Raw genomic sequence first — 16809 nt, forward strand, 5'->3', positions numbered from 1 at the left:
TGTCCAAGGCAGTTCCAGCAATAAGGAAAATCTGCAGCGATGGCGTACTACCGCACCCCTCATGACGTTACCGCCCTGCCGGCCTGGCAGGCGCTCCAGCAGCACCGCGAAGCCATGCAGAATTTCAGCATGCGCGAGGCCTTCAACGCCGATCCACAGCGCTTCAACCAATTTTCTCTGAGCTGTTGCGGCCTGTTCCTCGACTACTCGAAAAACCTGATCAACGCCCAGACCCGCAACCTGCTGGTAGGGCTGGCCGATGAAGTGGGCCTGCAGGATGCGATAAAGTCGCTGTTCGCCGGCGAGATCCTCAACGCTTCGGAAGGTCGCCCAGCGCTGCACACCGCGCTACGCCGTCCGGTAGGCGACAAATTGAGCGTCAACGGCGTCAACATCATGCCCGAGGTGCATAAGGTCCTTAACCAGGTAACCGAACTGGTTGGGCGGATTCACGACGGCTTGTGGCGTGGTTATACCGAAAAGCCGATTACCGACGTTGTGAACATCGGCATTGGCGGGTCCTTCCTTGGCCCCGAACTGGTCTCTGAAGCCCTCTTGCCTTATGCCCAGCGGGGCGTGCGCTGCCACTACCTGGCCAATATCGACGGCAGCGAGTTTCATGAGCTGTCGGCCAACCTGCGCGCCGAGACCACACTGTTCATCGTCTCGTCAAAGTCTTTCAACACCCTCGAGACCCTGAAAAACGCCCAGGCCGCACGCGCTTGGTACTTGGCCCAGGGTGGCTCGGAAGTAGAACTTCACCGACACTTCATCGCCGTTTCCAGTAACAAGACAGCAGCCATCGCTTTCGGCATTCGCGAAGAGAACATCTTCCCGATGTGGGACTGGGTAGGTGGCCGTTATTCGCTGTGGTCGGCCATCGGCCTGCCTATTGCGCTGGCCATTGGCATGGCCAACTTCAAGGAGCTGCTGTCCGGTGCCTACACCATGGACCAGCACTTCCAGAGCGCCCCGTTCGAACAGAACATGCCTGTGCTGCTGGCACTTCTGGGCGTCTGGTACGGCAACTTCTGGGGAGCACAAAGCCACGCAATCCTGCCGTACGACCACTACCTGCGCAACATCACCAAGCACCTGCAGCAGTTGGATATGGAGTCCAACGGCAAGAGCGTGCGCCAGGACGGAACCCCGGTTAACCACGATACCGGCCCCGTCATCTGGGGTGGCGTCGGTTGCAACGGTCAACACGCCTACCATCAGTTGCTGCACCAAGGCACCCAACTTATTCCAGCGGACTTCATCGTCCCGGTGGTCAGTTTCAACCCGGTTGCCGACCACCACCAGTGGCTGTACGCCAACTGCCTGTCGCAGAGCCAGGCCCTGATGCTCGGTAAGACCCGCGCTGAAGCCGAAGCAGAACTGCGCGAGAAAGGCCTGGCCGAAACCGAAATCCAGAAGCTGGCACCGCACAAGGTGATCCCGGGCAACCGTCCGAGCAACACCTTGGTTGTAGAGCGTATCAGCCCACGCCGTTTGGGCGCGCTGGTGGCCATGTATGAACACAAAGTGTTCGTGCAGAGCGTCATCTGGGGTATCAATGCCTTCGACCAGTGGGGTGTTGAATTGGGCAAGGAGCTCGGCAAAGGCGTCTACCAGCGCCTCACCGGTGGCATCGAAGAGCCTGCTGAAGATGCCTCGACCCAAGGCCTGATCAACTACTTCCGCGGCCGCCACCGCGGCTGATCACCCTTCCTGCCCCTGGTCGCCAGTGCGACCGGGGGCAGTGAAGCGCACCGCAACGACGGTGCCGCAAGGACGTTATGGAAGCCCTTCGTCGGCGTATCGAGACTCAACTGCTTAGCATGACCGGCCTGGCGCTGGGGCAACTGGACCTGGAACACCCCAAAGGTGATCCCGGGCTGTTTGGCCCAGACAGTGTCTGCTGGCGCGTGCATGGCGACTTTCCCAGCATGCTGATCGGCGGCATCAGCGCCCTCCTGTTGCAAGTCTTGCACCCACTGGCACTGGCCGGGGTCTGGGACCATTCGAACTTTCGCCAAGACATGATCGGCCGTCTGCGCCGTACCAGCCAGTTCATCTCCGGGACGACATTCGGCTCAACCCGCGACGCCGAGTGGCTGATCGATAAAGTACGGACCATTCATCTGCAGGTCGTCGGCACCGCCGCCGATGGGCGCCCCTATGCCGCCAGCGACCCCGACCTGCTGACCTGGGTACACGTCGCCGAAGTCAGCAGTTTTCTCGCCGCACACCTGCGTTACCGCAATCCTCGGATGAGCCTCGCTGACCAGGATGCCTACTACGACGAAATTGCCTTGGTCGCCGAACGCCTGGGCGCACGCAATGTGCCCCGCTCGCGCCAGGCTATTGCCGAATATCTGCACGCCATGCGCCCACAACTGGCGTGCGATGCACGCAGCCGCGAAGTGGTTCGCCTGCTGCTTGATGCCCCTGCGCCGAGCCGGCAGGCCAAGCCCGTTGGCGCCGTGATGATGCGGGCAGGCATCGACCTGTTAGCGCCATGGGCCAGTGCCATGCATGGATTCTCACCGAGCCTGCTAGAGCGCCGACTGGTCCGCCTGGGGGTTGCCGGTGTTGCCCCGGTGCTACGCTGGGCCATGCGCGACAGCTCCAAGCACCGTGCACACCGACGCATGGGACTCAGCTGAGCGTCAGCCAGCGGGCGTGCGCGCCTCATACTTTGGTGATTGGCAGGCGCCTGGCCATCTGTGCCACCATGCCTACCAACAAAGCCCAAAGCAGGCTTTTGCCGTTCCGATACCACATCCAACAAGACTAAGGACCTGTGCCATGCAAGATGTTGTGATCGTTGCCGCCACCCGTACCGCCATTGGTAGCTACCAAGGAGCACTGGCCGCTATTCCAGCCGTTGATCTGGGGGCTGCGGTTATCAGCCAGCTGCTGACACAGACCGGCCTGGACGCCGAACTCGTAGACGAAGTCATCTTCGGCCAGGTTCTGACTGCCGGTGCCGGTCAGAACCCTGCCCGCCAAGCCGCGATCAAGGCCGGGCTGCCCCACGCCGTGCCCGCCCTGACACTCAACAAGGTATGTGGCTCTGGGCTCAAAGCCGTGCACTTGGCTGCGCAAGCGATTCGGTGTGGCGATGCCGACGTGGTCATCGCGGGCGGACAGGAAAACATGAGCCTTGCCAACTATGTCATGCCTGGTGCGCGCACCGGCCTGCGCATGGGCCACAGCTCATTGATCGACAGCATGATCAGTGATGGCTTGTGGGACGCTTTCAACGACTACCACATGGGCATCACCGCCGAAAACCTGGTCGAAAAGTACGGCCTGAGCCGCGAGGAGCAGGACGCCTTCGCAGCGGCCTCCCAGCAGAAAGCCAGCGTAGCCATTGAAAGCGGTCGTTTCATTGAAGAGATCACCCCGATCCTGATCCCGCAACGCAAAGGCGATCCGATCGCTTTCGCCACTGACGAGCAGCCCCGCCCGGGCACTACCGCTGAGTCGTTGAGCAAGCTCAGGCCCGCCTTCAAGAAAGATGGCAGTGTCACGGCTGGCAATGCGTCGTCACTCAATGATGGTGCTGCCGCCGTGCTGCTGATGAGTGCCGCCAAAGCCCAGGAACTGGAGCTGCCGGTACTGGCCCGTATCACCGCCTATGCAAACGCCGGCGTTGACCCTGCAATCATGGGCATTGGCCCGGTAAATGCTACTCGACGCTGCCTTGAAAAAGCCGGCTGGTCGTTGTCAGACCTGGACCTGATCGAAGCCAACGAAGCCTTCGCCGCCCAAGCGTTGTCCGTCGGTAAAGAGCTGGGCTGGGATGCCGCCAAGGTCAATGTCAACGGTGGTGCCATTGCATTGGGGCACCCTATTGGTGCTTCCGGTTGCCGGATACTGGTCACCCTGTTGCACGAAATGATCAAGCGTGATGCCAGGAAAGGGCTGGCAACGCTGTGCATCGGTGGTGGGCAGGGTGTGGCCCTGACGATCGAACGCTGATGTACGCCGGAGAGGCTCACCCTGGGCCTCTCCTGTTAAACTGCAGCCCCGAATACCAAGGCTACGTGCATGTCCCTCTTGAATCAGGCGCTGCGCGCCGCCCTCGACTCCCGCAACGGCCTTCTCGCCGAACTCCATGCCCAAGGGACCGACTGCTACCGGCTGTTCCATGGTAGCCAGGAAGGCGCTGCCGGCCTGACCGTAGACCGCTATGGCCCGCAGTTGCTGGTACAGAGCTTTCACCAGACCCTCGATCACGATGCCCTGCTCGACCTGCATGCTACCGTCGAGCAATCACTTGGCCTGGAGCTGCTGCTGGTCTACAACGACCGCTCCCAAGGCAACAGTCGTATCGACCGTCGAGACCCGGCCTACCAGGCTAGCGAGGCGGCCTTGGCCGATCATGTCGGCCATGAATGGGGGCTGAACTATCGGGTACGTGGCCGTCACTCGGGGCAGGATCCGCTGTTGTTTCTCGATTTGCGCAATGCCCGTGGCTGGATCAAGCAGCACAGCGCCGGCAAGCGCGTACTGAACCTGTTTGCCTATACCTGTGGGGTTGGCTTGAGTGCCGCCGCAGGGGGTGCCCGTGAGGTCTGCAACCTGGATTTCGCCGAAGGCAACCTGGCTGTGGGTCGCGAAAACGCAGCCCTGAACCCAACGCTTGCGCCCATGGAGTTCATACAGTCCGACTACTTCCCCGCGATCCGCCAGTTGGCCGGGCTACCCGTCAGCCAACGACGCGGTCACAAACTGCCGCCCTACCCGCGACTGGAACCACGGCAATTCGATCTGGTATTTCTCGACCCGCCTGCCTGGGCAAAGAGTGCCTTCGGCACCGTCGACCTGTTGCGAGACTATCAAAGCCTGCTCAAGCCGGCGCTGTTGAGCACTGCCGAAGGAGGTGTGCTGGTCTGCTGTAACAACCTGGCCAAGGTCAGCCTCGACGACTGGCGCGCACAGGTGCTGCGCTGCGCCGAGAAAAACAACCGGCCAGTGCGCGAGTGGCAGGTTCTGACACCGGCTGCTGACTTCCCGTCCATGGATAACCAACCACCGCTAAAGACCTTGATTCTGCACCTTTGAAATAGACGTTTACGCACGAAAGAGGTGATTTGGCGCTATCTTCGGAACCGAATTATCGTGCCATACTCCAACCACTTCCGTTAGATACAGACGACGCCGCACATGCCCAAAGGAATGAAACGCGCCCTCGGCGCCTTGTTGGCCGCTCTGGCCCTTTACAGCCTGCTTGGATTCCTGATTCTCCCCGGCGTCGCCTTGCGAATTGCTAACCAGCAATTAGCCAACTACGCCACGCTACCAGCCAAGCTGCAGCGCGTGGAACTCAACCCGTTCAGCCTGGAGCTGACACTCTGGGGCTTGCAGATCGGTGAGCCAGGCAAGGAGCAGGTCGGCTTTGAACGTTTGTATGCCAACCTGCAGCTCGACAGCCTGTGGAGCGGCGCGCTTCACCTGGCGAACGTCGAACTGGACAAGCCACGTACCGAGCTGCTGTTTGCCAAGGACGGCAGCCTCAATCTGACCCAACTCTTCAAGCTGCCGCCCAGCGAGCCAAAAGCCGAAACGCCTGCGAGCAAGCCCTTCCCGCTGCGTATTGGCAGCATCAAACTCAACGCCGGTTACCTGCATTTCGAAGACCTGCGCCCCAGCGAACCCATCGAATTTCTCTACGACTCGATGGACCTGGAACTGAAAAACCTCAGCACCCTGCCCGACGACAGCACGGACATGACGCTGGTCGCCGCAGGCCCCAAGGGCGGCCGGATCGACTGGCAGGGTACGTTCAGCCTGGTGCCCATCGCCTCTGAAGGCACGCTGAAGTTTACTGACGGCAAGATGAAGCTCGTCTGGCCTTATGTCCGAGATATAGTGCCGTTGGTACTTGAAGACGGGCGTGTCAGCTTTGAGACCCACTACAAACTGAACCTGTCCAAGGAAACCGAGCTGCTGCTCGACAACACCTCGCTTCAGGTCGCGCCGTTTGCAGTCAATGCGCCCGATGGCAGGCCATTGGTACGCCTGGCCAGCCTGTCGGTCAGCGACACGTCGATTGACCTGGCCAAGCAGTTGGTCACCGTTGGTAAGATTCGCAGCGAGAAACTGGAAACCTGGGCAGCCCTTGAAGCCGATGGTCAGCTCGACTGGCAGAAGCTGTTCGCCAGCCAGCCAGCCAAGGCAAAACCTGCAGAGAAAACTGAACCGGCCACCGCAACGCCGGCCACCAAAGAGACGACAGGCACCAATACCCCAAGCAAACCATGGCAGGTGTTACTGCGTGACGTTCAGTTGCGCAACTATCAGGTTCATCTGGCTGACCGCACCCACAAGGAACCGGTCGCGCTGGAGGTGGGCCCACTTAACCTGGACCTGCAGAACTTCGATAGCCTCAATCAGTCGCCCTTCACCCTGAAGCTCGATACCGGAGTAGGCAAGCAAGGCAAGCTGCAGGCCTCGGGTGACGTCAATCTGGCACCTGTCAGCAGTAAACTGAATGTCGTTACGCGGGATATCGACCTTCGTGTCGCACAAGCCTATATCAGCCCATTCATTCGCCTTGAGCTACGCAGCGGCATGCTCAACAGCGATCTCGACGTCGACCTCAAGAACACGGCACCGCTGGCCTTCAGTATCACGGGCAAGGCTCAGGTCAATCAGCTGCACACGCTGGACACCATCAAGAACCGCGATTTCGTCAAATGGCAGCAGTTGAATCTGGATGGCCTGGAGTACCGTCATGGAGATGCGCTGTCGATTGCCAAGGTCAACCTGCAACAGCCCTATGCGCGCTTTATGATCAATGAAGACCGCACCACCAGTGTCGATGACCTGTTGATACCACAACCGGCTGGAAGCCCGCAGAAAGCCCGCAATACGTCTACCAGCAGCGCCAAGCCGCTGGGCATTCACATTGGTGAAATCGCGATCAACGACGGCTCGGCCAACTTCGCCGACTTCAGCCTGACGCCCAACTTCGCCACGGCGATCCAGCAACTCAACGGCCGGATCGGCACCATCGACAACCGGCAACCGAAACCTGCCAATGTCGATATCAAAGGTAAGGTCGACCGCTATGCGCCCGTCACCATCAAGGGCGCGCTGAACCCCTTCGACCCCATGGCCAGCCTGGACATCGCCACCAGCTTCAAACGCGTCGAGCTGACCACCCTGACCCCTTACTCGGGCAAATTTGCCGGCTACCGCATCCGCAAGGGTCGCCTGAATCTGGACCTGCATTATCTGATCACCAAGGGCCAGCTCAAGGCCGAGAACAAACTGGTGCTTGAACAACTGCAACTGGGTGAAAAGGTAGACAGCCCTGATGCCGTAGACTTGCCGATTCGCCTTGCCGTCGCACTGCTCAAGGACACCGAAGGCAAAATCTCCATTGAGTTGCCAATCTCCGGCGACTTGAACAACCCTCAGTTCAGCGTGATGCCGATTGTCTGGCAGACATTACGAAACCTCGTCATGCGAGCCGCCCAGGCACCGTTCAAGTTCATTGGCGGGCTCGTCAGTGGCGGCGACGCCCAAGACCTCGGAAGCGTCGCCTTTACTCCAGGCTCAAGTGACTTGAGCAGCGACGCCAAAGGAGCCCTGGAAAAACTCGCCAGCGCACTCAAGGCGCGCCCGGAATTGCGCCTGGAAATCGAAGGTACCAGCGCCCAGAGCAGTGACGGCCCGCTGATTGCCGAGCAGCGTCTGGAGCGCGAGTATCAGGCTACCTACTACAAGATGCTGCAACGGCGAGGCGACAAGGTCCCGGCACAAGCCACTCAACTGCAGGTGCCAGATGATGAGAAACCCGCGATGCTTGAGGCGATCTACCGCTCGCGCCTCAAACAACAACCGCCCGCGCAGTGGGAACAGTTGAGCCGTAAAGAGCGCACAGACAACCTGCGCAACGCGGTGATCACGTCGTGGGCTGAAAGCCCCCTGTTGCTGCGTCAACTGGGCCAGGCGCGCGCCAGCAGCATCAAGGATTACCTGGTCGACCAGGGCAAGCTTGAAGACCAGCGCGTGTACTTCGTCGATGCCACGCTGGGGCAAGCCGAAGCCGATGGCCGGGTAATCTCGCAGTTGCATCTGGACTCAGAGTAAGCGCTCCTCAAACGCCTGCTTAAAACCCCGGCTCAATGGCCGGGGTTCAGCTTAATAAGTTCTCAGGCCTTCAGCCGATACCGCCTTAACCCCCTTTATTTTTTTGGCAATCGAGACTGCTGCGTCTTTCTGGGATTGGGTCAAAGGCACCTTTGACGACAGGGAAACTACGCCGCTGTTGGTTTCTACAGAGATGTCCGAACCCGGCACCCCCTTCTCCGTCATCAGGTCTGCTTTGACCTTCGTGGTGATCCAGGTATCGGAAGTAGCCTCTGTTGCCTTGGTCATCTCACCCGCCGCAACCGTCAGCGGCGCTTGAGCAAAGGTCACGTTAGCCAACATCAGCGCGGTAACAGTAGCGGCAGCAATAACGAACTTCTTCATACAAGACACTCCTTTTTGAAGCATGCAGGATGCAAGCACGTACACGGCGAACTCCGCCCATAAAAAAAGGACCCCGTAGGGTCCTTTCTTCAACGCTTTGAGCTTAGACGCCCGAAGCCTTGGCTGCTGCAACATCTTTGATCGACAGCTTGATACGGCCGCGGTTGTCCACGTCCAGTACCAGTACTTCAACTTCCTGGCCTTCTTTCAGGATGTCGGTCACTTTCTCGACACGAGCATCGCTCAGCATCGAGATGTGAACCAGACCGTCCTTGCCCGGCAGGATGTTGACGAAGGCACCGAAGTCAACGATGCGCTCAACCTTGCCGACGTAGATCTTGCCGATCTCGGCTTCGGCAGTAATGCTCAGTACGCGCTGGCGAGCCGCTTCTGCCGCATCCTTGGTTTCACCAAAGATCTTGATCGAGCCGTCGTCTTCGATATCGATCGAAGCCTTGGTCTCTTCACAGATAGCACGGATGGTCGCGCCGCCTTTACCGATAACATCACGAATCTTGTCGGTATCAATCTTCATCGCGATCATGGTCGGAGCATTTTCCGACAGTTCGCTACGGGACTGACCAATGACCTGGTTCATCTGACCGAGGATGTTCAGGCGCGCTTCCAGGGCTTGGCCCAGAGCGATTTCCATGATCTCTTCGGTGATGCCGTTGATCTTGATGTCCATCTGCAGCGCGGTAACACCTTTGGCGGTACCGGCTACCTTGAAGTCCATGTCGCCCAGGTGGTCTTCGTCACCCAGGATGTCGGTCAGGATGGCGAACTTCTCGCCTTCTTTAACCAGACCCATGGCGATACCGGCAACCGGTGCCTTCATCGGTACACCAGCGTCCATCAGTGCCAGCGATGCACCACAGACCGAAGCCATGGAGCTGGAACCATTGGACTCGGTGATTTCCGAGACGACACGAATGGTGTACGGGAATACGTCGGCAGCTGGCAGCATGGCCTGAACCGAACGGCGAGCCAGACGGCCGTGACCGATTTCACGACGACCTGCACCACCCATACGACCACACTCACCTACCGAGAACGGAGGGAAGTTGTAGTGCAGCATGAAGGGGTCTTTTTTCTCGCCTTCAAGGGTGTCCAGCAGCTGCGCGTCACGGGCAGTACCCAGTGTTGCAACAACCAGAGCCTGGGTCTCGCCACGGGTGAACAATGCCGAACCGTGAGTCTTCGACAGTACACCGACTTCGATGTTCAGCGGACGTACGGTCTTGGTGTCGCGACCGTCGATACGTGGCTTGCCATTGACGATGTTTTCGCGAACGGTGCGGTATTCGATTTCGCCAAAGATTTCTTTGACTTCACCAGCGCTAGGCTGACCTTCTTCACCGGAGAACTTGGCGACAACCTGGTCACGCAGTTCGCCCAGGCGAGCGTAGCGATCGGCCTTGACGGTGATGGTGTAAGCCTGGGAAACGGCTTCGCCGAACTCGGCGCGGATTGCGTTCAGCAGTTCGGTGTTGGCAACCGGTGCTTTCCAGTCCCAGGTAGGCTTGGCAGCTTCGGCAGCGAGCTCTTTGACGGCCTGGATAACAGCCTGGAACTCGTCATGAGCGAACAGCACAGCGCCCAGCATCTGGTCTTCGGTCAGCTCTTTGGCTTCCGATTCAACCATCAGTACCGCGTCGGAAGTACCGGCAACGACCATGTCCAGGCTCGAGGCAGCCAGTTGCTCGTAAGTTGGGTTCAGCAGGTAGCCGGTGCTTTCGTGGTAAGCAACACGGGCAGCGCCGATCGGGCCATCAAACGGAATACCGGAGATCGCCAGGGCAGCCGAAGTACCGATCATCGCAGCGATGTCCGGATCGGTCTTCTTGCTGGTGGAAACGACGGTGCAGACAACCTGCACTTCGTTCATGAAACCTTCTGGGAACAGCGGGCGGATCGGACGGTCGATCAAACGCGAAGTCAGGGTTTCTTTCTCGGAAGGACGGCCTTCACGCTTGAAGAAACCACCAGGGATCTTGCCGGCGGCGTAGGTCTTTTCCTGATAGTGAACGGACAGAGGGAAAAAGCCCTTGCCTGGATCAGCCTGTTTGGCACCGACCACGGTCACCAGTACGGTGACATCGTTGTCGACGGTGACCAATACGGCGCCGGAGGCTTGACGAGCAATACGGCCCGTCTCGAGGGTAACGGTCGATTGACCGAATTGGAATTTCTTGATTACCGGGTTCACGGTTTCCTACCTTTTTTCAGTGGCTCTAGGGGAACTTGTTCTTGCGAATTCTTGGGCAGAACGGGGAATCGGCCCCATTGACCGTCCAGATAAAACTAGAGGTTGGGAGCCTGCCCTGACTGCGCGGAAACCGCTCAGGCAGAACAGACAGCCAACCTCATAGATACGCGCGGCGTGTTCATCAACACAGGTACAACGTACCGTGGCTGAAGAATGCAACACGCCGAGCACACCACTGGCCAGGACGCTATTAGCGACGCAGACCCAGACGACCGATCAGGGCGCTGTAACGAGTGGCGTCTTTACCCTTCAGGTAGTCCAGCAGCTTACGACGCTGGTTTACCATACGGATCAGACCACGACGGGAGTGGTGGTCTTTGCCGTTGGCCTTGAAGTGGCCTTGCAGCTTGTTGATGTTGGCGGTCAGCAGTGCAACTTGCACTTCTGGCGAACCGGTGTCACCGGCTGCTTGCTGGTATTCGCCGACGATTTGAGCTTTTTCTTCAACGCTGAGTGCCATCTGGCTTCTCCAAATCAAGGGAAACCGAAACCGGTTTCCAATAGGCCAGGGACGGATCCCTGTATTCATAAAAGTGAGGAATAACCGTGCCTATTAACAGCCATCCTCTGTCCCGCAGGTATCACGCCGAAGCCTGATACCGTTGGTTTCGATCATTCAGACCGAATCAGTCGACGCGGCGCAATTCGCCCGTCTTCGCTCACTTCACCAATACCGATGAAGCGACCGTTGTGATCCTGTACGCGGACCATGCCGAATTTCGGCGCGTCCGGAGCCCTTACCGGCTGACCATGCAGCCAGTAGAAGGCACTGTGCTCGGAAAACTTGAGCAGAGGCCAATCTTGCAGACCGCTATCGGACGGTAACAGAAAGCGATCAACCGCTTCATTACCGCCTTCGGCGTGAACCTGCTCGAGTTCTTCGAGGGTCACAGTCTGTGCCAGGCTGAATGGCCCGGCATGCGTGCGGCGCAGTTCTGCAACATAGGCGCCACAGCCCAACTGCTCGCCGATGTCCTCGACCAGGGTACGGATGTACGTACCTTTACTGCAGCCCACCGAAAGACGAGCGCGGCTACCTTCACACTCAAGCAGTTCCAGGCGATCAATAGTAACAGAACGTGCTTCACGCTCCACTACTTCACCTGCGCGTGCCAGCTTGTACAGCGGCTGCCCGTCACGCTTGAGCGCAGAGTACATCGGCGGTATCTGACTGATTTGACCACGAAATTGTGGCAAAACAGCTTCGATATCGGCGCGACCAACGGTCACTTCGCGAGTCTGCAGCACTTCACCTTCAGCATCGGCAGTGCTGGTGGTCATGCCCAATTGCATGACTGTTTCGTAACCCTTGTCAGAATCGAGCAAGTACTGGGAAAACTTCGTCGCCTCACCGAAGCACAGCGGCAATACACCACTGGCCAGTGGGTCGAGGCTCCCCGTATGGCCTGCCTTTTCAGCATTGAGCAGCCAGCGCACCTTCTGCAAAGCGGCGTTGGAGGTAAACCCCAGCGGCTTGTCGAGCAGGATGATGCCACTGACGTTACGACGGATACGCTTGACCTGAGCCACCGCTTACTCCTTGGTGTCCAGGGAAGTACCGCCATCCTGATGCTGGCTGTCTTCTGCTACGGCACGCTCGATCAACGCCGACAGGTGGGCGCCACGGGAGACACTTTCGTCATAGTGGAAGTGCAGTTGCGGCACACTGCGCAACTTCATTTCACGACCGAGTTGCATGCGCAGGAAACCTGCGGCGGAGTTCAGAACTTTCAAGCTCTGCGCGATGTTTTCTGCACCATCCTGCCCCATCACGGTGATGAACACCTTGGCATGGCCAACATCACGACTGACATCGACGGCAGTGATGGTCACCAGACCAACACGCGGATCCTTGACTTCACGACGGATCAGCTGCGCAAGCTCACGCTGCATCTGATCGCCAATACGTTGGGTACGGCTATATTCTTTTGCCATGTTTGCTACCTGTAACTGAAGCGGCAAACGCCCGGCCAGGCTGAAGCCGGACCGGGCGTTGCGTTCAGAGCCGCTGCGGGCGCCTTGCGGCGATCAACATACGGCTCCCAAGCTCGCGGCTTAGAGCGTGCGAGCGACTTGGACTTTCTCGAAGACTTCGATCTTGTCGCCAACCTTGACGTCGTTGTAGCTCTTGACGCCAATACCGCATTCCATGCCGGCACGGACTTCGGACATATCGTCCTTGAAGCGACGCAGCGATTCCAGTTCACCTTCGAAGATAACGATGTCTTCACGCAGTACACGGATCGGACGGTTACGGTGAACCGTACCTTCGACCACCATGCAACCGGCGATAGCACCGAACTTCGGCGAGCGGAACACGTCACGAACTTCAGCGATACCGAGGATGTTCTCGCGAACATCGCTGCCGAGCATACCGGTCAGGGCTTTCTTGACGTCTTCAATGATGTCGTAGATCACGTTGTAGTAACGCATATCCAGACCTTCCTGCTCGACGATCTTGCGCGCGCCAGCATCAGCACGCACGTTGAAGCCGAACAGTACTGCATTGGAAGCCAGTGCCAGGTTGGCATCGCTTTCGGTGATACCACCGACGCCGCCGCCCACTACGCGCACTTGTACTTCGTCGTTGCCCAGACCGCTCAAGGAACCTTGCAGCGCCTCGAGAGAACCACGCACATCGGCCTTGAGGACGATGTTGAGGGTCTTCTTCTCTTCCTGCCCCATGTTCTCGAAGATGTTCTCGAGTTTGCCGGCATGCGCGCGAGCCAGTTTGACTTCGCGGTACTTGCCTTGACGGAACAGTGCAACTTCACGGGCCTTCTTCTCGTCAGCAACCACGCTCAGCTCATCGCCGGCCTCTGGAGTGCCATCAAGACCAAGGATCTCGACCGGAATCGACGGGCCCGCTTCCTTCACAGGCTTGCCGTTCTCGTCAAGCATGGCACGTACACGGCCGAAGTTCGAACCGCACAGAACCATGTCGCCCTGACGCAGAGTACCGTCCTGAACCAGCACGGTAGCCACTGGGCCACGGCCTTTGTCCAGACGCGATTCAACTACCACGCCCCGACCCGGTGCCGAAGGCGTTGCCTTGAGCTCGAGAATCTCGGCCTGCAGCAGAACGGCTTCAAGCAACTCGTCGACGCCAGTACCCATCTTCGCCGAGACAGGAACGAATGGTGTATCACCGCCCCACTCTTCGGAGGTAACGCCCTGAACAGACAACTCGTTACGGATGCGATCGAGATCTGCACCCGGCTTGTCGATCTTGTTCACGGCAACAACCAGAGGAACACCGGCAGCCTTGGCATGCTGGACTGCTTCAATGGTCTGCGGCATTACACCGTCGTCAGCCGCGACCACGAGGATCACGATGTCGGTTGCCTTGGCACCACGGGCACGCATTGCGGTGAACGCAGCGTGGCCTGGGGTATCGAGGAACGTGACCATGCCGCGGTCGGTTTCAACGTGGTAAGCACCGATGTGCTGGGTAATACCACCGGCTTCGCCAGCAGCTACCTTGGCACGACGGATGTAGTCGAGCAGCGAGGTCTTACCGTGGTCAACGTGACCCATTACGGTAACAACCGGCGCACGAGCGAACGACTCACCTTCAAACTTCAGGGACTCGGCCAGGGAATCTTCCAGGGCGTTGTCGCTGACCAGTTTGACGTTGTGGCCCAGCTCTTCAGCAACCAGCTGTGCGGTTTCCTGATCGAGCACCTGGTTGATGGTCACCGGAGTGCCCAGCTTGAACATGAACTTGACCACTTCAGCGGCCTTGACCGACATCTGTTGGGCCAGTTCAGAAACCGTGATGGTCTCGCCGATCACCACGTCACGGATTACCGGACCAGTCGGGCTCTGGAAGCCGTGCGCGTTACGCTTCTTCGGCTTGCCCTTGCCACGACCACCGCGACGGAAGCCATCGCTTTCTTCTTCGGTAGTACGCGGAGCAGCACGCGGCGTAGGCGCCTTTTCCTTTTCCTTGACCTTGACCGAAACACGTGGCGCTTCGTTGCGGCGCTCGCCACGACGATCGTCGTCACGCGCCTTGTCGCTACGACGGCTTTCGTCTTTCTTGCGATCGGCAACCGGTGCTGGAGCAGCGTCAGCCGGAGAAACAGCGGCAGGCGCTGCTGCGACCGGCGCGGCCGCTACGGCCTCAGTCGCTGCAGGCTGACGACGGGCTTCTTCCTGGGCACGTTGACGTGCTTCGGCTTCAGCCTTCTCACGTGCGGCGTTTTCCACGGCACGGCGTTCGTCCAGCTCGCGCTTCTGCTCGGCCTGGATCTCTTCCGGGCTGCGTTGCACAAATACTTTCTTCTTGCGTACTTCTACGCTGATGCTTTTGCTACCGGCAACACGCAGGGTGCTGGTGGTCTTGCGCTGCAAGGTGATCTTGCGCGGTTCTTCCACTTTCGCCTTGTGGCTGCTTTTCAAATGAGTCAGCAGAGCCTGCTTCTCACTGTCGGTCACTACCTGACCGGCGTCGGTGTGCGGCAGACCTGCCTCACGCATCTGCTGCAGCAGGCGCTCTACCGGTGCAGCGACCTCTTGGGCCAATTCTTTCACCGTGACTTGCGTCATGCACTTCTCTCCTCAGGCCAGCCTAATTACTCGAACCAGTGGGCTCGGGCGGCCATGATCAACTTGCCGGCACGCTCTTCGTCGATGCCGTCGATGTCGAGCAGGTCGTCGATCGACTGCTCGGCCAGGTCTTCGCGGGTAACCACGCCGCGCACCGCCAGTTCCGCTGCCAGGTCGTTGTCCATACCCTCAAGAGAGAGCAGGTCTTCGGCCGGGTGGGCGTCTGCCAGTTTTTCCTCTGTAGCGATGGCCTTGGTCAACAGACGGTCCTTGGCCCGAGCGCGGAGCTCGTTGACGATCTCCTCGTCAAAGCCATCGATGTTGAGCATTTCTTCCAGCGGTACGTAGGCAATTTCTTCCAGGCTGGTGAAGCCTTCGTCAACCAGCACCTGCGCCAGCTCTTCATCAACTTCCAGCTCGTCGATGAAGTTACGCAGGATGTCGCCGGTTTCAGCTTGTTGCTTGGCCTGAATGTCCGACTCGGTCATCACGTTCAGCGTCCAGCCGGTCAGCTGGCTGGCCAGACGCACGTTCTGACCGCCACGGCCGATGGCCTGGGCCAGGTTGTCCGCCGCCACGGCGATATCCATGGCGTGGGCATCTTCATCAACAATGATCGCCGCGACTTCAGCCGGTGACATGGCGTTGATGACAAACTGCGCCGGGTTGTCGTCCCACAGGACGATATCCACGCGCTCGCCGCCCAATTCGCCAGAAACTGCCTGAACACGCGAACCACGCATGCCAATACACGCACCTTGTGGGTCAATGCGCTTGTCTTTGGAGCGAACGGCGATCTTGGCCCGCGAGCCTGGGTCGCGAGAGGCGCCCATGACTTCGATCAGGCCTTCGGCAATTTCCGGCACCTCAATGCGGAAAAGCTCGATCAGCATCTGTGGCGCAGTACGCGACAGAATCAGTTGCGGGCCACGGTTCTCGGTACGAATTTCCTTGAGCAGTGCACGCAGACGCACACCCACACGGAAGGTTTCGCGCGAAATGATGTCTTCACGGGCCAGCAACGCTTCAGCGTTGTTGCCCAGGTCGACGATAACGTTGTCGCGGGTGACTTTCTTGACGGTGCCGGAAATGATCTCGCCCAGACGCTCACGATAAGCGTCGACGACCTGCGCACGCTCGGCTTCACGCACTTTCTGCACGATAACCTGCTTGGCAGTTTGAGCAGCAATGCGGCCGAACTCAATGGATTCGATCTTTTCCTCGATGATCTCGCCAGCAACGGCACCCGGCTTTTTCGCCTGGGCCTGATCAACGGCAAGTTCAATCGCTGGATCGTCCAGATCTTCGTCTTCGACCACAGTCCAACGACGGAAAGTCTCGTAGTTACCCGTGTGGCGGTTGATTTCCACACGCAGGTCGACTTCATCTTCAAAACGTTTCTTGGTTGCAGTGGCCAGAGCCACTTCCAGCGCTTCAAAAATTACGCCGGCCGGTACGCCCTTTTCGTTGGATACCGACTCAACAACCAGCAGTACTTCTTTGCTCATCGT

The 16809-nt window shown here is 58.8% G+C and carries 12 protein-coding genes; 5 read left to right on the forward strand and 7 right to left on the reverse strand.

Annotated features, from left to right (window positions below; genetic code table 11):
* Positions 1-39: 39 nt before the first annotated feature.
* The 5 genes from pgi (at position 40) to CYD26_RS01440 (ending at position 8094) form a co-directional block, all read left to right on the forward strand.
* Positions 40-1704, forward strand: a complete 1665-nt coding sequence (pgi, locus tag CYD26_RS01420) for a glucose-6-phosphate isomerase (protein ID WP_065758277.1) — start codon at positions 40-42, stop codon at positions 1702-1704.
* A 77-nt stretch (positions 1705-1781) separates the two neighbouring features.
* Positions 1782-2651: an oxygenase MpaB family protein gene (locus CYD26_RS01425; RefSeq protein WP_065758276.1), complete on the forward strand. Its 870-nt coding sequence runs from the start codon at positions 1782-1784 to the stop codon at positions 2649-2651.
* A gap of 142 nt (positions 2652-2793) precedes the next feature.
* Positions 2794-3972, forward strand: coding sequence for an acetyl-CoA C-acetyltransferase (locus tag CYD26_RS01430; RefSeq protein ID WP_065758275.1), 1179 nt, complete (start codon positions 2794-2796; stop codon positions 3970-3972).
* Between the two features lie 69 nt (positions 3973-4041).
* The gene (locus CYD26_RS01435) at positions 4042-5058 is read left to right on the forward strand and encodes a class I SAM-dependent rRNA methyltransferase (RefSeq protein ID WP_065758274.1); all 1017 of its coding nucleotides are present in this window, start codon (positions 4042-4044) and stop codon (positions 5056-5058) included.
* A 102-nt stretch (positions 5059-5160) separates the two neighbouring features.
* Positions 5161-8094 carry a DUF748 domain-containing protein gene (locus tag CYD26_RS01440; protein ID WP_102051663.1) on the forward strand — a complete coding sequence of 978 codons (2934 nt, stop codon included), beginning with the start codon at positions 5161-5163 and terminating at the stop codon, positions 8092-8094.
* A 51-nt stretch (positions 8095-8145) separates the two neighbouring features.
* Here CYD26_RS01440 and CYD26_RS01445 read toward each other — a convergent pair whose 3' ends face one another.
* The 7 genes from CYD26_RS01445 to nusA form a co-directional block, all read right to left on the reverse strand.
* Positions 8146-8478 (reverse strand): BON domain-containing protein, encoded by a 333-nt coding sequence (locus tag CYD26_RS01445; protein ID WP_065758272.1) that lies wholly within the window; start codon positions 8476-8478, stop codon positions 8146-8148.
* A 103-nt stretch (positions 8479-8581) separates the two neighbouring features.
* Positions 8582-10687 carry a polyribonucleotide nucleotidyltransferase gene (gene pnp, locus CYD26_RS01450; protein WP_065758271.1) on the reverse strand — a complete coding sequence of 702 codons (2106 nt, stop codon included), beginning with the start codon at positions 10685-10687 and terminating at the stop codon, positions 8582-8584.
* 250 nt (positions 10688-10937) lie between these two features.
* Positions 10938-11207 carry a 30S ribosomal protein S15 gene (gene rpsO, locus CYD26_RS01455; protein ID WP_065758270.1) on the reverse strand — a complete coding sequence of 90 codons (270 nt, stop codon included), beginning with the start codon at positions 11205-11207 and terminating at the stop codon, positions 10938-10940.
* Between the two features lie 152 nt (positions 11208-11359).
* On the reverse strand, positions 11360-12277 hold the full coding sequence (gene truB / locus CYD26_RS01460) for a tRNA pseudouridine(55) synthase TruB (protein WP_065758269.1): 918 nt from the start codon (positions 12275-12277) through the stop codon (positions 11360-11362).
* A 3-nt stretch (positions 12278-12280) separates the two neighbouring features.
* On the reverse strand, positions 12281-12682 hold the full coding sequence (rbfA, locus tag CYD26_RS01465) for a 30S ribosome-binding factor RbfA (RefSeq protein ID WP_065758268.1): 402 nt from the start codon (positions 12680-12682) through the stop codon (positions 12281-12283).
* Between the two features lie 120 nt (positions 12683-12802).
* Positions 12803-15298: a translation initiation factor IF-2 gene (gene infB / locus CYD26_RS01470; RefSeq protein WP_065758267.1), complete on the reverse strand. Its 2496-nt coding sequence runs from the start codon at positions 15296-15298 to the stop codon at positions 12803-12805.
* 26 nt (positions 15299-15324) lie between these two features.
* The gene (nusA, locus tag CYD26_RS01475) at positions 15325-16806 is read right to left on the reverse strand and encodes a transcription termination factor NusA (RefSeq protein WP_065758266.1); all 1482 of its coding nucleotides are present in this window, start codon (positions 16804-16806) and stop codon (positions 15325-15327) included.
* Between the last annotated feature and the right edge of the window lie 3 nt (positions 16807-16809).

Source organism: Pseudomonas sp. FFUP_PS_473 (assembly GCF_002858665.1).
Classification (GTDB): Bacteria; Pseudomonadota; Gammaproteobacteria; order Pseudomonadales; family Pseudomonadaceae; genus Aquipseudomonas; species Aquipseudomonas defluvii.